The 21,559-nt window shown below is 59.0% G+C and carries 21 protein-coding genes and 2 pseudogenes; 7 read left to right on the top strand and 16 right to left on the bottom strand.

Features of this window, described 5'->3' with window-relative positions:
* Nucleotides 1–4: 4 nt before the first annotated feature.
* Entirely contained in the window at nt 5–328 is a 324-nt protein-coding gene (locus tag AC3WP7_RS16870) for a DUF2025 family protein (RefSeq protein ID WP_102592905.1), read from the top strand.
* Between the two features lie 198 nt (nt 329–526).
* Here the strand turns inward: AC3WP7_RS16870 and AC3WP7_RS16865 are convergent, their stop codons facing one another.
* Nucleotides 527–850, bottom strand: coding sequence for an antibiotic biosynthesis monooxygenase family protein (locus AC3WP7_RS16865; RefSeq protein WP_058427268.1), 324 nt, complete (start codon nt 848–850; stop codon nt 527–529).
* Nucleotides 847–1,548: a CTP synthase C-terminal region-related (seleno)protein gene (locus AC3WP7_RS16860; RefSeq protein WP_172963359.1), complete on the bottom strand. Its 702-nt coding sequence runs from the start codon at nt 1,546–1,548 to the stop codon at nt 847–849. The genes AC3WP7_RS16865 and AC3WP7_RS16860 overlap by 4 nt, the downstream gene beginning before the upstream one ends.
* Nucleotides 1,549–1,628: 80 nt before the next feature.
* Between AC3WP7_RS16860 and AC3WP7_RS16855 the strand changes: the two genes are divergently transcribed.
* Entirely contained in the window at nt 1,629–2,507 is an 879-nt protein-coding gene (locus tag AC3WP7_RS16855; protein WP_102592907.1) for a LysR family transcriptional regulator, read from the top strand.
* Here AC3WP7_RS16855 and AC3WP7_RS16850 read toward each other — a convergent pair.
* The 5 genes and pseudogenes from AC3WP7_RS16850 to AC3WP7_RS16830 form a co-directional block, all read right to left on the bottom strand.
* Nucleotides 2,504–3,022 (bottom strand): DUF1003 domain-containing protein, encoded by a 519-nt coding sequence (locus AC3WP7_RS16850; RefSeq protein ID WP_058427265.1) that lies wholly within the window; start codon nt 3,020–3,022, stop codon nt 2,504–2,506. The two genes, AC3WP7_RS16855 and AC3WP7_RS16850, sit on opposite strands and share 4 nt — an antisense overlap.
* A 76-nt stretch (nt 3,023–3,098) precedes the next feature.
* Nucleotides 3,099–3,536, bottom strand: a pseudogene (locus AC3WP7_RS16845) (methyl-accepting chemotaxis protein); the annotation flags it as partial.
* A gap of 159 nt (nt 3,537–3,695) precedes the next feature.
* Nucleotides 3,696–4,328 (bottom strand): annotated as a pseudogene (locus AC3WP7_RS16840) (PAS domain-containing protein); the annotation flags it as partial.
* A 352-nt stretch (nt 4,329–4,680) separates the two neighbouring features.
* Nucleotides 4,681–5,739, bottom strand: a complete 1,059-nt coding sequence (locus AC3WP7_RS16835) for a diguanylate cyclase (protein WP_071489505.1) — start codon at nt 5,737–5,739, stop codon at nt 4,681–4,683.
* Nucleotides 5,740–5,931: 192 nt separating this feature from the next.
* Complete coding sequence (locus AC3WP7_RS16830; RefSeq protein WP_092247108.1) at nt 5,932–6,558, bottom strand: TetR/AcrR family transcriptional regulator; 627 nt, start codon at nt 6,556–6,558, stop codon at nt 5,932–5,934.
* Nucleotides 6,559–6,681: 123 nt separating this feature from the next.
* Here AC3WP7_RS16830 and AC3WP7_RS16825 point away from each other — a divergent pair, with 123 nt between their 5' ends.
* The 3 genes from AC3WP7_RS16825 (at nt 6,682) to AC3WP7_RS16815 (ending at nt 10,241) form a co-directional block, all read left to right on the top strand.
* Complete coding sequence (locus AC3WP7_RS16825; protein ID WP_092247111.1) at nt 6,682–7,731, top strand: MBL fold metallo-hydrolase; 1,050 nt, start codon at nt 6,682–6,684, stop codon at nt 7,729–7,731.
* A gap of 384 nt (nt 7,732–8,115) precedes the next feature.
* Entirely contained in the window at nt 8,116–8,592 is a 477-nt protein-coding gene (locus AC3WP7_RS16820; protein WP_256575532.1) for a hypothetical protein, read from the top strand.
* A gap of 110 nt (nt 8,593–8,702) precedes the next feature.
* On the top strand, nt 8,703–10,241 hold the full coding sequence (locus AC3WP7_RS16815; RefSeq protein ID WP_256575439.1) for an amidase family protein: 1,539 nt from the start codon (nt 8,703–8,705) through the stop codon (nt 10,239–10,241).
* 158 nt (nt 10,242–10,399) lie between these two features.
* Here AC3WP7_RS16815 and AC3WP7_RS16810 read toward each other — a convergent pair whose 3' ends face one another.
* The 7 genes from AC3WP7_RS16810 to argH all read right to left on the bottom strand — a co-directional run bounded on the left by AC3WP7_RS16810 (nt 10,400) and on the right by argH (nt 17,235).
* Nucleotides 10,400–10,780, bottom strand: coding sequence for a helix-turn-helix domain-containing protein (locus tag AC3WP7_RS16810; RefSeq protein WP_092247114.1), 381 nt, complete (start codon nt 10,778–10,780; stop codon nt 10,400–10,402).
* A gap of 94 nt (nt 10,781–10,874) precedes the next feature.
* Nucleotides 10,875–11,822 carry a hypothetical protein gene (locus AC3WP7_RS16805; protein ID WP_092247117.1) on the bottom strand — a complete coding sequence of 316 codons (948 nt, stop codon included), beginning with the start codon at nt 11,820–11,822 and terminating at the stop codon, nt 10,875–10,877.
* Between the two features lie 54 nt (nt 11,823–11,876).
* The gene (locus AC3WP7_RS16800; protein ID WP_092247120.1) at nt 11,877–13,046 is read right to left on the bottom strand and encodes an MFS transporter; all 1,170 of its coding nucleotides are present in this window, start codon (nt 13,044–13,046) and stop codon (nt 11,877–11,879) included.
* A 149-nt stretch (nt 13,047–13,195) separates the two neighbouring features.
* Nucleotides 13,196–14,017 (bottom strand): ABC transporter substrate-binding protein, encoded by an 822-nt coding sequence (locus AC3WP7_RS16795; protein WP_092247123.1) that lies wholly within the window; start codon nt 14,015–14,017, stop codon nt 13,196–13,198.
* Between the two features lie 25 nt (nt 14,018–14,042).
* On the bottom strand, nt 14,043–14,807 hold the full coding sequence (locus tag AC3WP7_RS16790; protein ID WP_016974699.1) for an amino acid ABC transporter ATP-binding protein: 765 nt from the start codon (nt 14,805–14,807) through the stop codon (nt 14,043–14,045).
* 24 nt (nt 14,808–14,831) lie between these two features.
* Entirely contained in the window at nt 14,832–15,710 is an 879-nt protein-coding gene (locus AC3WP7_RS16785; protein ID WP_058427255.1) for an amino acid ABC transporter permease, read from the bottom strand.
* A gap of 97 nt (nt 15,711–15,807) precedes the next feature.
* Nucleotides 15,808–17,235, bottom strand: coding sequence for an argininosuccinate lyase (argH, locus tag AC3WP7_RS16780; protein ID WP_093125473.1), 1,428 nt, complete (start codon nt 17,233–17,235; stop codon nt 15,808–15,810).
* Nucleotides 17,236–17,428: 193 nt separating this feature from the next.
* Here argH and AC3WP7_RS16775 point away from each other — a divergent pair, with 193 nt between their 5' ends.
* Both AC3WP7_RS16775 and AC3WP7_RS16770 read left to right on the top strand, forming a co-directional pair.
* Entirely contained in the window at nt 17,429–18,388 is a 960-nt protein-coding gene (locus AC3WP7_RS16775; RefSeq protein ID WP_093125477.1) for a LysR family transcriptional regulator, read from the top strand.
* Between the two features lie 188 nt (nt 18,389–18,576).
* Entirely contained in the window at nt 18,577–18,780 is a 204-nt protein-coding gene (locus tag AC3WP7_RS16770; protein WP_071489515.1) for an AbrB/MazE/SpoVT family DNA-binding domain-containing protein, read from the top strand.
* Between the two features lie 40 nt (nt 18,781–18,820).
* Here the strand turns inward: AC3WP7_RS16770 and AC3WP7_RS16765 are convergent, their stop codons facing one another.
* Complete coding sequence (locus AC3WP7_RS16765; RefSeq protein ID WP_038846731.1) at nt 18,821–19,462, bottom strand: HAD-IB family hydrolase; 642 nt, start codon at nt 19,460–19,462, stop codon at nt 18,821–18,823.
* Nucleotides 19,463–19,770: 308 nt separating this feature from the next.
* A complete protein-coding gene (locus tag AC3WP7_RS16760; RefSeq protein WP_093529834.1) occupies nt 19,771–21,021 on the bottom strand; it encodes a ribonucleotide-diphosphate reductase subunit beta in 1,251 nt (416 codons plus the stop codon).
* Nucleotides 21,022–21,559: the final 538 nt, after the last annotated feature.

Here is a 21,559-nt window from a genome sequence, read left to right as displayed (position 1 = left end):
TACCATGCGCATCACCTCCGAGTTTATCTGTCAGGCCGCCGACCAACTCCACGGTTTTGTTGGCCTCAACCGCAAGACCGGCCAATACATCGTGCGTTTCAGCGAAGACTCCTTCGGCATGGACGTGGCCGATGACGGCATCATCCCCACCTCCGAGTTCGTCTGGCTGCCGGCCCCGGAACAGACCATGACTCTGTCTCGCGAGCGCATCCAGTTACTGCTGGACCAGAACATCGACGAGCGTATCAACATCACTGAACCGTTGCGGGTGTATATGCGGCGGGTGGAGGTTCCGCAGATCAGTGCGTTGCGCAGCCTGGTGAGCTAACCCTGTGGCGAGCAGGCTTGCCCTGCGTTGGGCTGCGCAGCAGCCCCAATAAAGATCGCACTGTTCTTTCAGGAAAAACGCAGCCGCTGGTTTCAGGGGCGCTTCGCGCCCCAACGCAGGGCAAGCCTGCTCGCCACAACAAGCCTGTTAACCACAAACAACCCTGCTTTCATCATCAGGCCCTCTCACCCCAAAGCCTCAACCGCTTTCGAAGGCGTACGCCCGTTCGACTTTGCATACCCGCGTCTGGAACGCCGAGTACCAGGTGGTGCGCCCCTGTTCGCGTACCGCCCGGTGCTCGGCCTGCTGCTTCCAGGCCAGGATCGCCGCCTCGCTCTCCCAATACGACACGGTAATGCCCAACCCGTCTTCCCGTGCTGATTCCACGCCGAGAAATCCCGGTTGTCCGCGCGCCAGTTCGAGCATGCGGTTGGCGGCCTGGCCGTAACCCTGGTCGCCCTCGGTGCGCAGTGAACTGAAAATCACCGCGTAGTAGGGCGGGGCGGGTGTGCGGGCGATCATGCCGACACCGACTGGCAAGCCTTGAGCAGGGCAATTGCCAAGGGAGGGGTAATACCCTTTAACGCAGCGCGTTCGGGTTGGAACAAGGTGGCGACGAAGAACGGGTGGTCAAGCAACTCCACTGACCGCAGATCGCCCTCCGAGTCATGGCCGCTGGGGATCAGGTCGCCTTCCAGCAGGGCGTCGAGAAACTCGGGGTTCACGCCGTAGCGGCAACGATAGCCCTCCTGCTGATCAAGGGTGCCGTAGGCCTCGGCGATGCGTGTGTACGGCACCAGGCGCACGGTGTCGGTGGCTTCCACCAGCGCACAACTCAGTGGCGCGATCACGGCGCGCCTGGCGTGCGGCGCAAGTTCGCCGTGCTCGGCATCTTTCCAGCCCAGTACGTTGCGCGCATATTCCACCACCGTGTGCTGAAAACCGCCGCAGGTGCCGAGGAACGGCCGGCGTTGCTCGCGGGCAAAACGGATCGCCCGCAGTGCGCCATCGGTGTCGCGGTAGGGGCTGGCGGGGACGCACCAGAAGCCGTCGAAACCGTGCAGTGATTGCGGCAGGGTATCGGTGTCGAGCCACTGGACATGCACGCTCAACCCCAGGGTTTCGGCGGCCTGTTGCAAAGCCACGGGAATGGCTTGGTGGGCGATGACATCGGGGTTGTAATCGCCGATCAGGGCAAGGTGCAGAGGTGTGGTTTTCATCGTGTACATCCCATGACTTGTGGTGTCCTGGGGCGCACTATAGATTGGCGTTCACGCAATCAATATTGGCGTTTGCCCATATGTTCAATGCAGCTACGCACTATTCACTCGATTACCCTGATTTGTCGCTGATCCTCGCGCTGGTGCGTGGCGGTACGCTCGCACGGGCGGCCGCGTTGTTGCGGGTGGACGTGTCCACGGTGTTCCGCGCGGTGCGGCGCCTGGAGGCGGCGCTGGGCCAGACATTGTTTGAAAAAAGCCGCGCCGGCTACCTGCCCACCAGCCTGGCAAGCAACCTGGCGCAGCAGGCCGAGCGTGCCGAACAAGCGCTGGAGGCGGCGCGCATTGGCGTGGAGCAGGGCGGTGAGGTGATCAGCGGCACGGTGCGCCTGACCTGTACCGACTCCGTACTGCAAGGTCTGCTGTTGCCGGCCCTGGCGCAGTTCATGCCGCACTACCCGGCATTGACCCTGGAACTGAGCACCTCGAATGACTTCGCCAACCTCAGCCGCCGCGACGCGGACATCGCCCTGCGCCTGACCCGCACGCCGCCGGAACATCTGGTCGGCCGACGCCTGGGCAACGTGGCTTATCAGGTGTGCGCCAGCGCGGATTTTGCTCGTCAGCACGCCGGTCGCGAGTTGGCTGACCTGCCATGGATCGCCCCGGATGACTTCCTGCCCGACCACCCCACGGTCGCCTGGCGTCGCGAGCATCTGCCCGGTGTGCGTCCCAGTTATCGCTGCAACAGCATGTTGTCGGTTACCGAGCTGGTACGGGCAGGGTTGGGGGTGGCAGCCTTGCCGGACTTTCTATTGGGTGACGGCCTGCAATCGCTCGGCCCCGCGTTGGCAGGGCATGACACCGCGTTGTGGCTGCTCACGCGCCCGGACTGCCGAGCGTTGCGCTCGGTGGTGACCCTGTTCGATGAGCTGGGACGGCAGGTGCGATTGCCTTAGGTTTTTCGCACAAAATGCTCATGCATTTCGCAGGTCAGGCTTTCAATGTGCTCAGTCAGTTGTTTGGTCATTTCCGTGAGCCGGGTGTTTTGCTCCAGCAGTTCCAGTAACTGTTTGGTGGTCTGCGCCGCCTGGGCCTGGCGCTCGGTATTGGCGATCGCCAGGGCTTCACGGTGCTGCGCATCTGCATCGGACTGCGCCTTGTCGCGCGCGGCCTGGCGGGTCTGGGCCAGCAGGATCAGCGGCGCGGCGTAGGCCGATTGCAGGCTGAACGCCAGGTTGAGCAGGATGAACGGGTACACATCGAAATGCGTGATGCCGGTCATGTTCAGTACCACCCACAACACCACGATGGCGGTTTGTGCGCCAAGGAAGGTCGGCGTACCGAAGAAGCGCGCGAAGGCTTCGGCCTTGAGGGCAAAGGTGTCGTTGCCGAAGGTCGGCGCCAGGTGGGCGTGGGGGCGGTGGAAGCGCAGGTGGTCGACGGGGGTGGCTTCGGGCTTTTCTGGGGTCATGGCGGGCTCGGATCTCATGCTTGAAGAACAACCAGCACTATAGACCGAGCCCCCGGCACTCCGTATGAAGATCGGGTCAGTTGCCGCCACGCTCGTTGGCGAATGCACTCACCGCCTGCACCGCTTCGCTGGTGCCTTGGCGAATCTGCAGGATAACTGTGCCAGCCTGGTTGGCCATTTCAACGCCTTGGGCGGCGCGGTCGCGGGTGGCGTCCATGCTGTCGATGGCTTGTCGGGTTTCAGCCTGAATCATCGCGATCATGCTGGAAATCTCCGTGGTGGAGCCGCTGGTGCGCGCCGCCAGTTGCCGGACTTCGTCGGCTACCACGGCGAAACCACGGCCTTGTTCACCCGCACGCGCGGCCTCGATGGCGGCGTTGAGGGCCAGCAGGTTGGTCTGGTCGGCGATACCGCGAATGGTGTTGACGATGGCAGTGATCTGTTGCGAGCGATCACCGAGCTTGGCGATCAGTTGTGAGGAACCGTCGATGTCGGCAGAAATTTCGCGCATGCCGTTGGCTGTTTTCTGAATCACCTCGGCACCTTTTTCTGCCATGTCCTGAGTGTTCAAGGACAGGTGATAGGCCTGCGCCGCACTCTGCGCGTCCGCCGCATGCTGTTGCACGCGGGCGGTGATGTCCGAGGCGAACTTCACCACTTTGCACAGCCGCCCGCTGGCGTCGTACACCGGGTTGTAGTTGGCTTCGAGCCACACGACCTGGCCGTTTTTATCCACCCGCTCGAACTGGCCGCTGAACATTTCCCCCTGGTTCAGGCGTTTCCAGAAGTCGCCGTAGGTTGAGCTGCTGGCCAGTGCCGCGCTGCAGAACATTCGGTGATGCTGGCCCTGGATCTGCGCCAGGGTGTAACCCATGCGCTGCAGGAAGTTGGCGTTGGCGGTGATGATGGTGCCGTCGAGGTTGAACTCGATCACCGCCATGGCGCGGCCAATGGCATCCAGTTTGGCATTGGCTTCGCTTTCGGCCTGCAGGCGCGGGGTGACGTCCATCGCGTATTTCACCACTTTGGTCACCAGGCCCGCGTCATCACGCACTGGGTTGTAGCTGGCTTCCAGCCACACCGACTGGCCATCGCCGGCCACCCGTTCAAAGGTACCGGACTGGAATTGGCCGTTGCGCAGGTTTGACCACAGTCGGCTGTACTCGGGGCTACGGGCGAAGGCCGGGGTACAGAACATTCGATGGGACTGGCCCTCTACCTGCTCGGCGCGGTAGCCCATGGTCTGCAGGAAATTGGCATTGGCGCGCAGCACATTGCCGGACAGGTCGAATTCGATCACCGCCATGGAGCGCTCGATGGCGTCCAGCAGGCTGGCCTGTTGGGCGATGGTGTGTTGCTGGGTGCTGATGGTTCTTTTATGTGTGTTGAATAGCATGTGCGTTGCTCGGGCAAGCAGACTCTGGGGTTTCCTTGGATATGCGCCTGCCCCCGTAAGGCGTACGCCACACGGTTGACTTGCTCATTGCCAGCTTCCTTGTGCTGACAGAGGGGGGTGGGACAACGGGTTCAGAGTGATCAGCCTGACAAGAAGTTCGCCCGTGTGGGAGGACCTTTTTTGGGTAGGCGACCAGTGGTGGCATTATGCTTTCTTGTTGGGTGCTTTCTGGTCTTTGCAGACGAGGAGTCGTAGGACGACTTCAGGCGGAATGGGCGATCACTTCGTCGCTGACATTGACCCGGTTGCGCCCGGTGTCCTTGGCGGCGTACAGCGCGCGATCCGCTGCATTCAGCCACATCGCGGCATCGCTGAAGAAGGGTTGGAAATCGGCCAGGCCGATACTCAGGCTGACCCGCAATTCGGGGATCTGCGGGTTGCGGTAATTGCTGAAAGTTTCGCGCATGCGTTCCATGATTTCGGCAGCCTGTTCCAACGGCATTTGCGGAAGAATCACACAGAACTCATCGCCCCCGTAACGACCGGCCAGGTCGTTTTCCCGCAGGTTGCGCCGCAACTCCAGGCTCAACTGCCGCAGTACCGCATCGCCGACGATATGGCCGTGGGTGTCGTTGATCTGCTTGAAGTGGTCGATGTCGATCAAGGCAATGGTGGCGTGGCTCCGCTGCTGCCGGCACTTGTGGAACTTGAGGTGCAGCAGGTCCTTCCAGGAGCCGTGATTGAGCAGCCCGGTGAGGCTGTCGGTGCGGCTCAGGGCGCTGAGGGCGCGCTTGTGTTCGGAGAGTTTGATTGCCAGTTGATAACAGACCATGCCGATGGCCATGGGGTAGAGCGTCAGCATCGGCAGGCAGGTGTAGACCTGCAGCAGGCTGACATCGGGGTTGAACCGGATGCCGAACAACGCGCCGGCCACGCCGATTCCAAGCCCTTGTGCGCACAGGCCACGCAGGAACAGGCGCTTGCCGCCGGCGGCGACATTATTCATGGTCATCATCGACAGAATGGTCACGGCCGTCAGTGGCGTGAACTGCGTGGCGGCGGCCCAGAAGCCGCCGAGCAGCGAGTCATACAGCAGGTTGCGTTGTTCTGCCTGGTAGGGGTACTGCGAGCGGGCCGACAGTTGATACGCCACATGCGCCCAGGCAAACCCGTTGAACAGCAGGAGTGCCCACACCCAGCCCGGCATGGCGAGAGTGTAAAGGGCGCCGCTGACGCTGATACAGCCGATAGAAAGGCCGATGATCCTTGGCTTGTAGATACGCTTGGCAAATGAAAGCCCTTTGCCTTGTCTGTTTTCCATAAATTCCTGGGGCAGCTGTTTTTTGCAGATACGGTGGCGCACGTTCGCTGGATCAACCGTTGATCGGATAATGCCTGTGAATATTGTCAGTTATTCGCGTGGGAATAATCAGTGTCCTTCCAGGCCATTTGCGCAAAACAGAGGGCGAATGCGTCAAAAGCGACCTGGAATGTCGCTCACACAACAGGTTTTTTATGGCTGGCGGGGCAGGGTGACTTCGTAGCCGGCGAGGAACAGGTCGATGGCCGACTCGATCACGCTGGCCTGGTGGGCGGCATCCAGGGTGGGTTGGCCGAGGGTAATCTGTGGCCAGAAGGCGAAGGCCTTGAGCAGGCTCTGGATCTGGTGGGCGGCGAAGGCGGGGTCGGAGCAGTTGAGCCGGCCGTCTGCCTTGGCGGCGCGAACCCATTGGGTGAAGCCTTCTTCGCGCTGGCTCAGGCGGGTGACCATGTCTTGCGCACGCTCCGGCGAATGGATGGTGGCGGCGATGGCGACCCGGGCCAGGTCGAGGAAATTGGTGTCCGACATCATCTTCATCTTCGCCTCCAACAACCCGCGCAGTTGTTCGCGCAATGGGCGGTCGCTGGCGTAGCTGACGTCAAGTTGGGCGACGCTGCTGGCCCAGAGCTGATGAAGAATTTCTGCGAACAGTTCTTCCTTGCTGGGGAAGTGGTTGTACACGGTGCGCTTGGATACGCCGGCAGTGGCGGCGATCTTGTCCATGCTGGTGACCTCGAAACCGTTTGCGCGAAATTCGGCGATGGCCGCAGCCACAATGGCTTCGCGTTTACGGTCGGTGAGGCGTTGAGGGGCAGTCATGGGTGGGGCTCGGCTCTTGGACGAAAATTACACTCGGTAGTTTACTTGCTCCGGGTTTTGTTGCAATCTTGAAACTACACTGTGCAGTGTAATTTATAAGCGATCTGTAGGAGTCACCCGGTAATGGCCACGATCTCGTCCCGTGTCGATTCTTCGCCAGCAGCGCCCAAGCAAGGCCAAGGGCACTTCAGCAACGATGCCCCCGTGCAGCACGGTGGCTTCGGCAAAACCTTGCGCATTTTCTGGAACATGCTGTTCAACAAACCCCGCAGCACGCGGCCGGTGGGGCAGATTCCGGTACAACCGCTGACGCGCGAGCAATTGCTGGCGGCCCCGGATCACAGCGTATTCCGCCTTGGACATTCCACCGTGTTGCTGAAAATGCGCGGTAAATTCTGGGTAACCGACCCGGTATTTGCCGAGCGCGCCTCACCGTTCAGTTGGGCCGGCCCCAAGCGCTTCCATCAGCCGCCGATCAGCCTTGAAGAGTTGCCGCCCCTGGAGGCAGTGATTCTGTCCCACAACCACTACGACCATCTTGACCGCAAGGCTGTCGTCCAATTGGCCGACAAGGCTCGTTATTTTCTTGCGCCGCTGGGCGTGGGCGACATCCTGGTCAAGTGGGGGGTGGATGGCAGCAAGGTGCGCCAGCTGGATTGGTGGCAGGGCACCGAGGTGGATGGCGTTCGGTTTGTCGCCACCCCTGCGCAACATTTTTCCGGGCGCGGTCTGTTTGATGCCAACCAGACCCTGTGGTGTTCCTGGGTGATGATCGATGGACCTCGGCGGATTTTCTTCAGCGGTGACACGGGTTACTTCGACGGTTTCAAACGCATCGGCGAACAGTACGGTCCATTTGATCTGACACTGATGGAAACAGGTGCTTACAACGTCGACTGGCCCCATGTGCACATGCAGCCAGAGCAAACCCTGCAAGCGCATATCGACCTCAAGGGCCGCTGGTTGCTGCCGATTCACAATGGCACTTTCGACCTGGCGTTCCATGCCTGGCATGAGCCGTTCGACCGCATCATGGCCCTGGCCTGGGAGCGCAACGTGTCGATCACTACGCCGCAGATGGGGCAGGCGTTCAGCTTGAATCAGCCAGAGCGTGGAGGTGCGTGGTGGCTGGAGGTGGAAACCCAGGGGGCACAGGAACACCTCGCAGGCTGACGGAGGAGGCTATGGAAAAAGGAGTTTTCAAGCTGTTTCAGAGCTGCGACAGGCGCCAGGCAACGGTGCGATGATCCCCGGAAATTTATGTGTCGGGGGACATATTTCATGGAGTGCAAATGTAAGAAATATTGGCAGGCGGGGTTGCCCTGTCCGACGGGGCAACCGGTGTCTGCGCTCACTGACTCGTCAGCCCAGGCAACGACAGCCCAAGAGCATACAAGCCCTCGTGGTATCGTTTTCGGTGTCGATCCCCAGGCTCATGGCACCCGAGGGGGCGTCCCGATCCCGGGGTATGACGCCCCGGGACTTGCCCTCAAACCCCCGCGCGACCCGTCGCTGTCATTGATCGCATTGAGTGGTATTGACCCCTCGGGGCCGTTGATGGCTGAAGTCCCTCCCGTGATGAACAACAGCCCCTTCACCCGCACTCAGGTATTGGTTGGCTGGCGCATAGGGTTTGCCAACCGTTACGTTGGACCCGGTGCAAGCGAGGCCGTCGACCACAGTCCTGCTTTCCTACAAGCCCTGGATACCTTGCGCTCGGCGGGCGCGCAACTGGTGGCGCTGGATGCCTTGCGAGGTGACAGGGCCAATCCATTCGTTGCGTATACTCGCAATGAGATCGATGAGCGCGTCGGTGAGCAAAGTCTTGATGCCCTTGTGTCCGAAAGTAAAAGCGCAGCGTTTCATGGCGCGTGCGCCAGCGGGTATCCCGGAGCATGCGAGCTGCTTGAGGACGGGACGAAACTGTGGTTTTACGGTGCTCGTTGGGCCGGTGACCGCATACTGGTACTGGTTCGGTTCTATCGTCGGTTACTGAAAGATTCCTTGCGGATGCCTACATCGAGTAGTGAATGATCGGACCCCGGAGCAGGATTAGCCTCAACGGTTGTCCACGGGGGACTTCTTAGACTGATGTCGGGTTATCGACCGATAGCCTGACATTCAGTCAAGTAGTGAGGCAGTTTATGACCGGACCGATTATCGCAGGCGGATTAACAGACGGTGTGCTGCAGGCACTTTTGAATCAGCCGCAAGGCTTCAAGAGTGCCTTTCAAATGTCAGAGGAAATGGCAAAAGGCCAAGCCACTTCAGAATCGCTGGTTAACGACTCGCTGAAACAAATCGCCAATATTGATCGCGGGTTGCAAGGTGGCAACGCGTTTATAGAAATCAACCCCGATGCCCGCAAGCAGGCGCAAATGCGCGATCAGGAGCGTGCCAGAGGCATCACTCGTGGATATCTACACGGCGTTCCGGTTGCGTTGAAAGACGTTTTTGAAACCAAGGACCGTATGCAGACAAGTGCAGGTTCCAAGGCATTGGTAGGCGCACCGGCGCCAAAGAACGCCAAGGTAGTGGACAAATTGCTGAAGGCTGGTTCGGTGGTTGTGGGTAAAACCAACATGAGTGAATTTTCCAACTTCCGCTCTGAATTTCCCGTTGATGGGTGGAGTTCCCGAGGTGGCCAGACGCTCAACCCTCATCGGTTGGGAGGCCAGGTGGCTGGGTCGAGTTCCGGTTCTGCTGTTGCGGTTGCCCAAGGGCTTGTTGCTGTGGCGTTAGGGGTGGAAACCAGTGGTTCGATCATTACCCCGGCGGCCTACAACGGTGTTTTCGGTCTGAAAACCACGGTTGGACTGGTCAGTACCGAGGGTGTCATGATCAGTTCACGTATGGATACGGTAGGCACCTTCACACGTATTGTCCGGGATGCGGCAGAGGTACTCAACGCAATGACCGAAAGCAAGCGCTACACTGAAGGCCTGAGGTCTGATGCCTTGAAAGGCAAGAGAATTGGCTACACACCGCTGCCTGAACTGTCTGAAGAGGATGCCAAAGACCCAGCGAAACGGGCAGACCGAAAACACTATGAGGCTGCAATAAAAGTGTTGAAGGATAGGGGCGCTATCTTGGTTCCGGTCGGACAATTGGATGAAGGCATTACTGAACAAAACTACAAGGACTATAACGAAGCGTTGTTTGCAGACGTCAAACAACAACTGGAAAATTACCTGGCAGGTCGGGAGGGGTTGCCGGTCAAGTCGATCTCGGAAGTGATAGCTTTCAACAAACGTCACTTGCAGCCAGGAGAGCCTGACCAGAAGCTTCTGGAAATCATCAACGATCTGAAAGTGACCCAGGAGAGGCGCGATCAGTTGTGGCAGGATATCGTTCCGATTTTCCAGAAAATCATCGATGATCCCATCAAAGAACACAAACTCGATGCCATGGTGTCGAACTTTCTTTCTCACAACTATTATTACGCCGCCGCCGCGGGCTACCCGGGCATGTCCATCCCGTCCGGGATGGATGATGAAGGTATGCCGACAGCGCTCTATTTATATGGCACAGCTAAAAGTGAAGCGACCTTACTCTCGGCTGCTTATGTCTATGAACAAGCTTCCCCGTCGATCAAGGAACCCGCCTTTCTTCCGGGGACGCCCTTCTCGCCAGCACCCGTTGATACAGGCGCCACTATAGAGGAACCTACAAACCTCGCATAAGGTTGATTCAACCTCTGCTGGCAGATGCACAGCAGAGGTCCGTCTCCCTTGATCAACTCGAACCGTAGCGTAAGGCGGGTTTGCGATGTGACAGGTTTGGCCCCAGGGCCAGGGGCCCAAATTGATGCGCCGGGCACTGCAACTGCAGGCCTGAAGCGCTACACACCATTAGGTTGTGGCGTTGGTGAGTCAAGTGATGACGAAGTTGCGCCGATCAACCGAGAGATGATCCCTTGCGCCGCGTGTTCGGTTGTGGCGGTGTCAAAGCGGCGCGCACTCATCCCCCACCCCGGCGCAAACCCCGGGAAGAACGCCAGCCCTTCAGCTTCCAACCGAAACGCCAATGCCAGGCGGGTTTCATCCCCCACGTCGTATTGATTTTCAAACTGTTGAACCGCTTCGACCGCCACGCCGGCCTGAATAGCCAGGTGTTCCCTGCTCCAGCCCAGCATCGCGCGCGCTTGCACGCTGTGTTTGGCGGTGAATTGATGCAGGACGATCTGCTGTTCTACGAAAGAGCTCATTGCCAGAGAGGACATGGGTTTTCTCCAGGATTCGACGGGGGAGGGCAAACTATACTGTGTTTTTGTACAGTTGTTTTGACCGCTCATCAACTGGATGTTCAACGACCCGTTATTCCACCCCTGGCGCCTCGCGAATGATCAGGTGATCCAGGTTCTCGATATTCGCGCTGAACACCCCGAACGTCTGCTCGGGGTTTTTCTTGCTCGGCACCTGTTTCAGCTCCGGCGTCACCCCATAGAAGAAGCAGTACAACGCCCGCTCACTGTCCACCGCCGCCTTGATCTGCTCCAGGAATGCCTTGCGCTTGCGGTAGTTCTCGATGAGTTTCTTGCTCAGGTAGACGTTGACCGAGTAGGGCTTCTTGTCGAGCCACGCCTTCTTTTCGAAATCGATGCGAAAGCTGCTGGTGTAGTCCTTGATTTCTTTGATCTTGCCCCAGTAGATCAGGCCCTTGTTGTCCTGCAGGTATTCGATCTTCTTGAAGAACGTCCAGTAGGTGGCGGTGTGGTCGCCGATCTTCAACGGCATGGACTTGAGCTTGTCCTTGTCGTCGATGTTGGACACATAGCATTCCACCGGGTGGGCGAACACGCTGGTTTTGTCTGGTGTGGTGTCGCTGGCGCCGTGGGAAACGGAGTTGCGGTCTGAGGGGGTCTTGGTTGGTTCTAGTGGCATGCTTCCTTCGGTGCCCGCCAACGGGATCTTGCGCTCGTACTGGCGGCGTGTGAGGACAAATTCCGATGGGAAATTGTCCTCACGCTCGTCATCACTTTCGCCGGCGGTGGTCTTGTGCGTGCTGGCGTAGCGGCAGCCATCGATGTGTTGGGTGCCGGTCTTGTTCTTGAAGTGCGGCGTGCGCAGGTAATTGACGTTTTTGGCGTTGAAGGTGCTCAGGGTATTGTTGGTATCAAACGCTGCCCGGCATTCGTCGTTGGGGCACAGGAAGCGATCTCTGTCGGAATCGAAGTCGGCGGTTTCGTCGAAATTCAGGTCTCGTACGTCGTAGATCGACAGCTTGTCATCGAGACTCAGGCTGTAGGCCGTATCGAATTTCATGGGGCGCTGGTCCGTGGGAGGTTTCGCTATTAATAGCGGGATCCTGGGTAAATATCAGCAAGAACCTGCTACCCGTCGTCCACTCAAGAAACACAAGGTGCCACCTACCGCAGTCAGTGCCCCCAACGCATAGAACATGCTGGCCGGCGTGGCATTGATCAACAGATAGCCGCAAATCACTGGGCTCATTGCCCCGCCAAATGCCGCCAGGTTCTGCGCACCGTAGTAACTGCCGCGCAGCGCATCAGGTGCGATGGTGTCGATAAACAGGAACTCGGAGGGGTAGATGATCATCTCGCCCAGGGTGAACACGAACATTGCCAGGCACCAGGTGACCAGGCTGTTTGCGAGGCTGAAACCGATAAGCCCGGCAATGAACAGCAACGTACCTAGCACGATCCAATAGCGCAGTTGCTCACGCTTGAGGAAACGGCCGATCTGGTACTGCATCAAAATCACAGTGATGGCATTGCAGGCCAGTACCGCAGACAGAATCTTCAGCGCCTCGGCAGGTTTGTAGGCTACGAGCAAAAACTGCGACAGATACAAGGTGTAGCGCCCATGGACAATGGTGCTCAGCAGGCTGCCGCTGGTGAACAGAATCAGCGTGCGGTCGTTGCGCAAGGTGCGCAGGGTGATGAGGAAACTCAAGGGCTTGTTGCTGTCATCCCGTTGGGTGGGCGGGATGCCAATCATCAGGAACAGGCTGCCAAAGGCGATCGCGCTGGCGATCAGGAACGGTGCCAGTTGCATATGGCCGGCAATCACGACGCCGACCATCGGGCCTGTGGCGTAGCCGACGTTGGTCAGTGTGTAGCGCAGGGAAAACACCTTGGCACGCTCGCCCACCGGCAGGTTCTCGCTGATGATGGCTTTTGAGCCAATCAGGAACAGCGCCGACGCCGCTTCGGTGATGACCAGGGTCAGGGTGGTGAGGTAGAGGTTGCTGGCAAAGGTCAGCAATAGAAAACCGATGGAGCTGGAGAGCATGGCCAGGATCAGCAGCTTGCGCTTTTCCAGGCGGTCGATGATGTAGCCACCGTACAGGCCCAGCAATGTCGCGATAAACACCGCGATGCCCATCAGCAAGCCGATGTCCTGCTGGTTCAGGCCCAGGCGGGTACTCAGCAACAGGGCCAGCAACGGGCTGGTCATGGCGCGGCTGACCACGATGGTCACCGAGCAAATCATCAGGCGGCGGATTACCAGGGAGTAGGTGGCCACGGTGGGGCGGGTGTCCTTGTTATCTTTGTGGACAACGAAAATCCAGGGTGGGAGGGGGCTTGCCCCCGATGGCGGTGGCTCAGTCACCAGATGCTTGGCTGATAGACCGCTCTCGGGAGCAAGCCCCCTCCCACATTGTTCAGATCGAGTTATTGGCCGGAGTTGATGGTGATCTTCTCGACCGCACCTTGCTCCAGGTCCCACTTCTTCAGAATCTTGCCGTAGGTCCCATCATCGATCATGCCTTGCAACGCTTCACTGATCGCCGTGACCAATTCTGTGTTGCTCTTCTCAATCCCAAGCCCGGTGAACTGCTTGGAAATCGCCAGGCCCACCGGCTTGTACTTGCCTTTATCCAGCGACATCAGATAAGGAATGGTCTCGCTGCCCTGCATCGCCGCGTCCAGGCGGTTCTGTTGCAACTGCGCCCGTGCATCCGCCGAGCCCTCAGTGCCGATCACCACGATCGCCGGTTTACCCGCCGCTTCGCAGTTTTCCTTGCTCCACGCGGCAATTTCCGACGGCCAGGTGGTACGGCGGCTGGTGCCGACTTTTTTACCGCACAGGTCGGTCAATTCCTTGAGGTCGTCACGCTTGGCCAGGGTGTACAGCTGCGGGCCGCTGGTGAAGTAGTCGATGAAGGTCACCGCTTTCTGGCGCTCGGCGGTGTCGGTCATGCCTGACAGCACGATGTCCACGCGCTTGGTGGTCAGGCCGCTGAGCATCTGCTCGAAGCCGGTTTCCTGCCACTTGATCTTCACGCCCAGGCGCTCGGCGAGGGCGTTGCCCAGGTCGAAATCCAGGCCGGTGATCTTGTTGGTGGCCGGGTCCTTGAAGTCCATCGGCGGGTAGTTCGGCACGATGGCCGCGCTGATCTCACCCTTGTCCTTGATTGCCGCCGGCAATGCCGCGAAAACAACGGAAGAGGCCATCAGGCCTGCGAGCAACGTGGGGATAACTATTTTCTTCATGGAGGCGTTCTCGTTTGTTTTTTAGTTAAGTGCGAACGGCAGAAATAAAGCTTTGGGTACGCGGGTTTTGTGGGCTTATTAGAATTTCTTCGGGGCTGCCGGCTTCCACAATCTGGCCGGCATCCATAAACACCATGCGGTTGGAGACCTCGCGGGCGAAGCCCAACTCATGGGTGACCACGATCATGGTCATGCCAGTGGTGGCCAGGTCGCGCATCACCGACAGCACTTCTCCTACCAGCTCAGGGTCGAGGGCTGACGTCGGTTCGTCAAACAGCATCAGCTTGGGGCGCATCGCCAGCGCACGGGCGATCGCCACACGCTGTTGTTGCCCGCCGGACAACTCCACCGGATAGGCATTGCGTTTGTCCGCCAGGCCGACGCGGGCCAGCAACTCCAGGGCGTCCTCGGTGGCTTCCTTGGGCGAACGCTTGAGTACCTGGCACGGGCCTTCGATGATGTTTTGCAGCACGGTCATGTGCGGGAACAAATTGAAACGCTGGAACACCATGCCGGTGGCCAGGCGCTGGCGGGCAATCTGCGATTCATTCATCTCATGCAGCTTGTTGCCGACCACGCGGTAACCCACCAGTTCGCCGTCGACCCACAGGCCGCCCTTGTCGATTTTTTCCAACTGGTTGACGCAGCGCAGCAGGGTGCTTTTACCCGAGCCGGACGGGCCGATGATGCACATCACTTCGCCTTGCTCGACCTCGATATTGATGTCGCGCAGCGCGTGATACTGGTCGTAGTACTTATTCAGGTTGACGGCCTTGACGATGCTTCTCATGGGGCAATTCTCCTCGACCCAGACTTACGAACGCTTGCCGGCGCCGCGGGCAAAGCGGCGCTCGAGGCGGCTTTGGCCAAATGAAAGAACAGTCACCACCGCCAGGTACCAGATGCCGGCCACAATCAGCAGCTCCATGACCCGGGCGTTGGCGTAGTAGATGTTTTGCGCGTTGTGCAGCAGTTCCGAATACTGGATCACGCTGGCCAGGCTGGTCATTTTCACCATGCTGATGAACTCGTTGCCTACAGGCGGAATGATCACCCGCATGGCCTGCGGCAGAATGATCCTACGCAGTGCTTGTAGGCTCGGCATGCCGATGGACTTGGCGGCTTCGTACTGGCCGGTGTCGACCGAGAGCAAACCGGCGCGCACCACTTCGGCGGTGTACGCACCCTGGTTGATACTCAGGCCGAGCAGGGCGGCCACGAACGGCGTCATCAGGTCGACGGTGTCGATGCTGAACAGACCGGGAATCGCGATCACCGGGAAGATCAACGCCAGGTTGAACCACAGCAGCAGCTGCAGGATCAGCGGCGTACCGCGAAACAGCCAGGTGTAGGTGATTGCCACGTAGCGCAGGATCGGGTTGGCCGACATGCGCATGATCGCCGTGATCACCCCGATCACCACGCCCAGCGCCATGGCCAGGATCGACATGACGATGGTGTTGACCAGGCCCCAGAGGATGGCCTCAGACGTGAGGAACTGCCCGATGTAGGACCATTCGATCTGGCCGTTGGCGAAGGCACGCAGCAATGCAGCCAACACGATCACGATCAACGTGGCAAAGAACATCCGCCCGTAATAACGACGCGGCACGTGTTCGTACTGCGTGATATCGAACTGGTTCTCGGACAACTTGCGCTCGGCTGCCAAGCGCTCGGCCGGGGTTTGGTTCATGGTGAATCTCCAAAACTTACAACGCTCTAACTACTGTACGCGGTCCAAATGTGGGAGCTGGCTTGCCTGCGAAGACGCCAGCCCAAACACCGCAGATTTAAATCCGGAACCCCTGATAACTCTCTGCCCACTGCTGTTGAGCCGCTAATGCGGACTTCAACCGCCCAATCTGCTCCCGAACCCGCTCCGGCGCTGTTCCACCCCACCCACTGCGCGCCGCAATCGCCGCTTCCAGGGTCAGGCAGTCGCGCACTTCTGGTGTGAGTCGTGCATCCACCTCCGCTAACATCGCCGGCGAGGCTTCCCACAACTCAATCTCATGCTTCTCACAGGCCTGCACCAACGCGCCGGTGATCTCGTGGGCCTCTTTAAACGGCACGCCACGGGTGGCCAACCAATCCGCCACCTCAGTCGCCAAGGTGAAGCCCATCGGCGCCTGACGCCGCAGCTCTTGTACCTGCACCTTCATGGTCGCAACCATTCCGGCCATCGCCGGCAACACCAGCAGCAATGTATCCACGCTGTCCAACACGCTGTGCTTGTCTTCACTCAAATCACGGTTGTACGACAGCGGCAATGATTTGAGCGTCGACATCAAGCCGGTCAGGTTGCCAATCAAGCGCCCAGCCTTGCCGCGCGCCAATTCGGCAATGTCCGGGTTCTTTTTCTGCGGCATGATCGAGCTGCCGGTAGCGTAGGCATCGTCCAGCACCACCCAGCGAAATTGCCGCGAGGACCACAGGCAAAACTCTTCGGACAGGCGCGAAATATTCACCCCGAGCATGCCCGCCACAAACAGGAACTCCGCTACATGGTCACGGCTGGCCACCGCGTCGATGGAGTTTTCGCACGGCCCGGTGTAGCCCATTTCCTTAGCGGAATGTTCTGGCTGACGGGCAATCGCAGAACCTGCCATTGCGGCTGCGCCTAAAGGCGACAAAGCCGTGCGTGCATCCCAATCCACCAAACGCTGTACATCCCGCAACATCGATTGGGCATGGGCCAGCAAGTGGTGGGCGAACACAATCGGCTGCGCCTGCTGCAAGTGGGTGAAGCCGGGGCAAATGCTCTCGATATGCTGCTCGGCCTGATCCACCAGCGCCTGCTGCAAACCCAGTACTTCAGTGGTGATGGTGCGCGCATGGTCCCGTAGGAAAAGGCGCAAATCGTTGGCGGTCTGATCGTTACGCGAACGCCCGGCGCGCAATTTTCCGCCCAGGGCACCAAGGCGCTCGGTCAATACGCGTTCGATGAAGGTGTGCACGTCCTCGTCATCCAGGGTCGGATGCAGCGTGCCGGCGGCGAAATCTGCGCCAATACCGTCCAGCGCGTCGAGGGTGCGCAGGGTCTCCGACTCATCCAGCAAACCGGCGCGCTGTAATTCACGGGCATGGGCACGGGAGCCGGCCAGGTCGTAGGGTGTCAGGCGGAAATAGCGCTCAGGGCAACGCGACAACGCGGCCAATGCAACAGACGGGCCGGTCTTGAAACGAGCGCCCCAAAGGCGGTCGGTGGGCTGGGACATGGTTGTTCCTCACGCTTGTTTTTAGAAGAGTCGGAGGCAGTAAAAATAAGTTTTCAACTAGACTGAACCAGCGTCTGACGCGCCGTATTCAAGGTTGCCAAGGGCGGATGTTTATGTTCATTATCGCCGCCTGGCTATGTTCAAGGATTGGGTTGAAGCCTGTTGAATATGGCACTTGAGGTCAACGCGTATTATGGAAACCCCACTTTCCACTTCTGGAAACCTGCTACCCAAACCCGGCACAAGACCGCCCCTGCAGTTGAGCGGGCTGGACTTCAAACTGCTGCGCGTGTTCATGGCCGTGGTCGAAGCCGGCGGCTTCAGTGCCGCGCAAAACGAGCTGAACGTGGGCCTGGCGGCCATCAGCAAACAGATCTCCGACCTTGAGATTCGCATCGGCATGCGCCTGTGCACCCGGGGTCGCGAAGGGTTTGGGCTGACCGAAGAAGGCAAGTTGGTGTATCAGGCTTCCATCGAGTTATTTACCTCGGTGGACAGTTTTCGCGACAAGCTTAGTTCGGCGCAGAACGAGCTTATTGGTGACCTTAGTGTGGGCGTTATTGATAACACGGTGACCGACGTTAATTCCCCGCTCATTACCGCGTTGGGGAAATTACATAGCGAATCGCCAAAGATTAGATTGCGCCTGCATGCCTCACAATTGGACGAAGTTGAACGCGGCGTGGTGGAAGGGCGCTTGATCGTCGGCATCGTGCCGGTGTACCAGCGCCGTGAAGAATTCGACTATTTCCCGCTGTATGAGGAAAAGGCCCACGCCTACTGTGCCGTAGGGCATCCACTGTTCAACGCGAGTGAAATCACACCGGAAGTGCTGCGCCAATACGAAGTGGTCAACCATCGCTATGCGATTCATCGCGACAAGGCCAACTTCGTCAACTATGACAGCCAGTCCGCCTCGGCCTCACAAGTCGAAGCCGTCGCGATCCTGATCCTTACTGGCCGTTTCCTGGGCTTCTTGCCCGAACACTACGCCGCGCCATTGGTAAGAGAAGGGCGCCTACGGGCACTGTGCCCGGAGCAAGTGCACTTGAGCACCGACTTCAACCTCATCCTTCGCCACAACGCCCCGCGCAGCCCGATGGTAAAAGCCTTTGCGACGGCGTTGGGCGTGGACCTCAAAGCCACGGCATAGACCTCCTGCCAAACACGGATCTGGGCTCGGCGAAGATCAAATGTGGGAGCTGTCGAGCTTCGGCGAGGCTGCGAAGGGATCGAATCGGTTTCCCTGGCGAACCTGCCATTCGCATCGATACATTTTCCGCCTAGGCAACAAACAAGCTGGCTTGTATTGTCTTCAGCCAACCCAAAGGAGGGATGCTCATGACTCAAACAAAAAACAGCCCCCCAGCGGAAAGCACCTGGGACAGCTATTTTCTCCATGGCGAATCAGTGTCTGACGACTTTATGTCTGAGGATGATCGATTGGAGGTTCTGAAGTTGAATCAGATTGTTCAGGAGCGACTCGACGTCAGCGAAACACCCATTGGTGTGTCCCTCGAAGAACGAGATTTCGGGGCAACGTAATTCAATCTTTCAACCCCTAGCACCCCTTGCTAGTGCGCGACTACCGCAGCTGCTTGCGCTTCTTCTTCGCATGAAAATGCCGAAAATGCGCATCCTGCGCCGCCGCCAGCAACTCCCGATCCCCACGCGTATCGCCCCATGCCCGCAGCCGATACTCGCCCAAATCCCCATACACCGCCTCAAGCCGCAACACCTTGTTCTCACACCGGCAGTTATTCCCGGTGAGCTTGCCAGTCAACACCCCGTCGACCACCTCAAGCTCCGTGCCGATCAGCTTGATCCCCAGCCGATTGGCAAACGGCTGCAACACCAATGCCGGCGACGCCGAACACAGCGTGACCTCCGCCCCGGAGCCCAACTCCTGCTCCACCGACAAGACCCCCGTCGGCCGCATCAGCCGCGCCCAGGTCTTCTGGCAATACTCCTCGGCCTTCTGCTGCACCCACGCCTTCTCCACCCCGGTCATAAAGGTGCGGATCAACTGCGCCTTCAACTCATCCCGGCTGATCTGCCGCACCAGAAACCGCAGCCCCGGCACCGCCAGCTTGACCATCCGGCCGTAGAACTCACCGGGGCCAAAGGCAAACTTGAGGAAGGGCACGAAACTGTCGTGGTGGGTCAGGGTGCCGTCGAAGTCAAAGACGGAAAGTACTTTGGCGTCAGCGGGGCCGGCTTCGAGCATGTCTGGGTTCACGGGTTGGCCTCGGTCCTATCGGGTATTTTTTGAGTGTGCATCAGGTGTGACAGCGGGAGTCTACTCCCGTGCCAATCTTCCGACCCTGGCGTAAAGCCCCTCGTTGAAGACGTCCCGGTCACTCGACCGGTGACAACACTGATGGCAATTGGGGCACAAGGCTACAGCATTGGTGATGCGATCCGAACCCTTCGGGGCGAGGAGGTCAGCCTGATGTGCTTCAAAAAGTGGCAATTCACCGCGCACAAAAAAGCCCTGAACACGTCAGGGCTTCATGGGGTTGCTTGGCTCAGGAATCAATCCCAGCTCAGCGCGCCGCCAGTCTGGTATTCGATCACACGGGTCTCGAAGAAGTTCTTCTCTTTCTTCAAGTCCATAATCTCGCTCATCCACGGGAACGGATTCGTCGTCCCTGGATACTCTTCCTTCAACCCAATCTGCGACAGACGACGGTTAGCGATGAACTTGAGGTAATCCTCCATCATCGCCGCATTCATGCCCAACACCCCACGCGGCATGGTGTCGCGCGCGTACTCGATCTCCAGCTGAGTCCCTTGCAGGATCATCTGGGTCGCTTCTTCCTTCATCTCGGCATCCCACAGGTGTGGGTTTTCGATTTTGATCTGGTTGATCACATCGATACCGAAGTTCAGGTGCATCGACTCGTCACGCAGGATGTACTGGAACTGCTCGGCCACACCGGTCATTTTGTTGCGACGGCCCATGGACAGGATCTGGGTGAAGCCGCAATAGAAGAAGATGCCTTCCAATACGCAGTAGTAGGCGACCAGGTTGCGCAGCAGTTCCTTGTCGGTTTCGACGGTGCCGGTTTCGAACTTCGGATCGGAGATCGAGCGGGTGTACTTCAGGCCCCAGGCGGCCTTTTTGGCGACCGATGGGATCTCGTGGTACATGTTGAAGATTTCGCCTTCATCCATGGCCAACGATTCGATGCAGTACTGGTAGGCGTGGGTGTGGATCGCTTCTTCGAAGGCCTGGCGCAGGATGTACTGGCGGCACTCCGGGTTGGTGATCAGGCGGTACACGGCCAGCACCAGGTTGTTGGCGACCAGGGAGTCGGCGGTGGAGAAGAAGCCTAGGTTGCGCATGACGATGCGGCGTTCGTCGTCGGTCAGGCCTTCGGGGTTTTTCCACAGGGCGATGTCGGCGGTCATGTTGACCTCTTGCGGCATCCAGTGGTTGGCGCAGCCGTCGAGGTACTTCTGCCAGGCCCAGTCGTACTTGAACGGCACGAGTTGGTTGAGGTCGGCGCGGCAGTTGATCATGCGCTTTTCGTCGACGGCGACGCGGGCGGAGGCGCCTTCGAGTTCAGCGAGGCCTTCGGCGACGTCGAGTTTGTCCAGCGCAGCCTTGGCGCGGACGATGGCGGCGGAGTCACTGGCGGTGACGGCGCGGGCTTCGATGGCGGCGGCAGCGCCGGCACCGTCGAGGCGGTCCATGTTGGCTTCGGTGGCGTGGCCGGCGTTGGCGCCTTTGGTGGCTACTTCGCCTTCTTCTTCTTTGTCGAATTCGTCCCAGCTCAGCATGACGTGTCGTCTCCTGCGTGAGGGCTCAAAGGTGCCCGTGTGAAACCGGATGGTTGGGTGTTCACACGGCCCTGAGGCCGCGGTGGATCTTAAGGAATCGTTTGTTGCAGCTAGCGCACGCATTAAACGGAATAGGCTTACGGGTGCTCTGCGTGAGGCTTGAGGTGCGGAGCGGTGGTTGCTTGCTCCTGCGGGATGCCTCAGGTCTGGCTCTTCATCCCTGTGTAAAGGGATATTGCAGGCCCGATTTACCCGCGCATTGTAGGGGAAAAAAACCGGTTTGTGTTGAGGCGGATGGTCACGGAGAGCGGCCAGAATGGCGTGTTTTTCGGCCAGAGTGCGGGTTTACAAGGCTTTGCCGGGGTTGGATTTTTTTGACGGGCGGTGGGATGTTTTTTGTGGGGAGAGGAGCGGCGTGGTGCGTCAGGCTTTTATAGGTGCGGTGTGGCAGCTAGCGCTATGGGACTGTCAGAAATTTTGTGTTCGGGCATAACATGAGTAAGAGGTGCATGTATGCCAACCAAAAAGAAACCGCTTC

The organism is Pseudomonas sp. FW305-3-2-15-C-LB1 (assembly GCF_058787615.1).
This window is presented reverse-complemented; position numbering and strand designations above follow the sequence as displayed.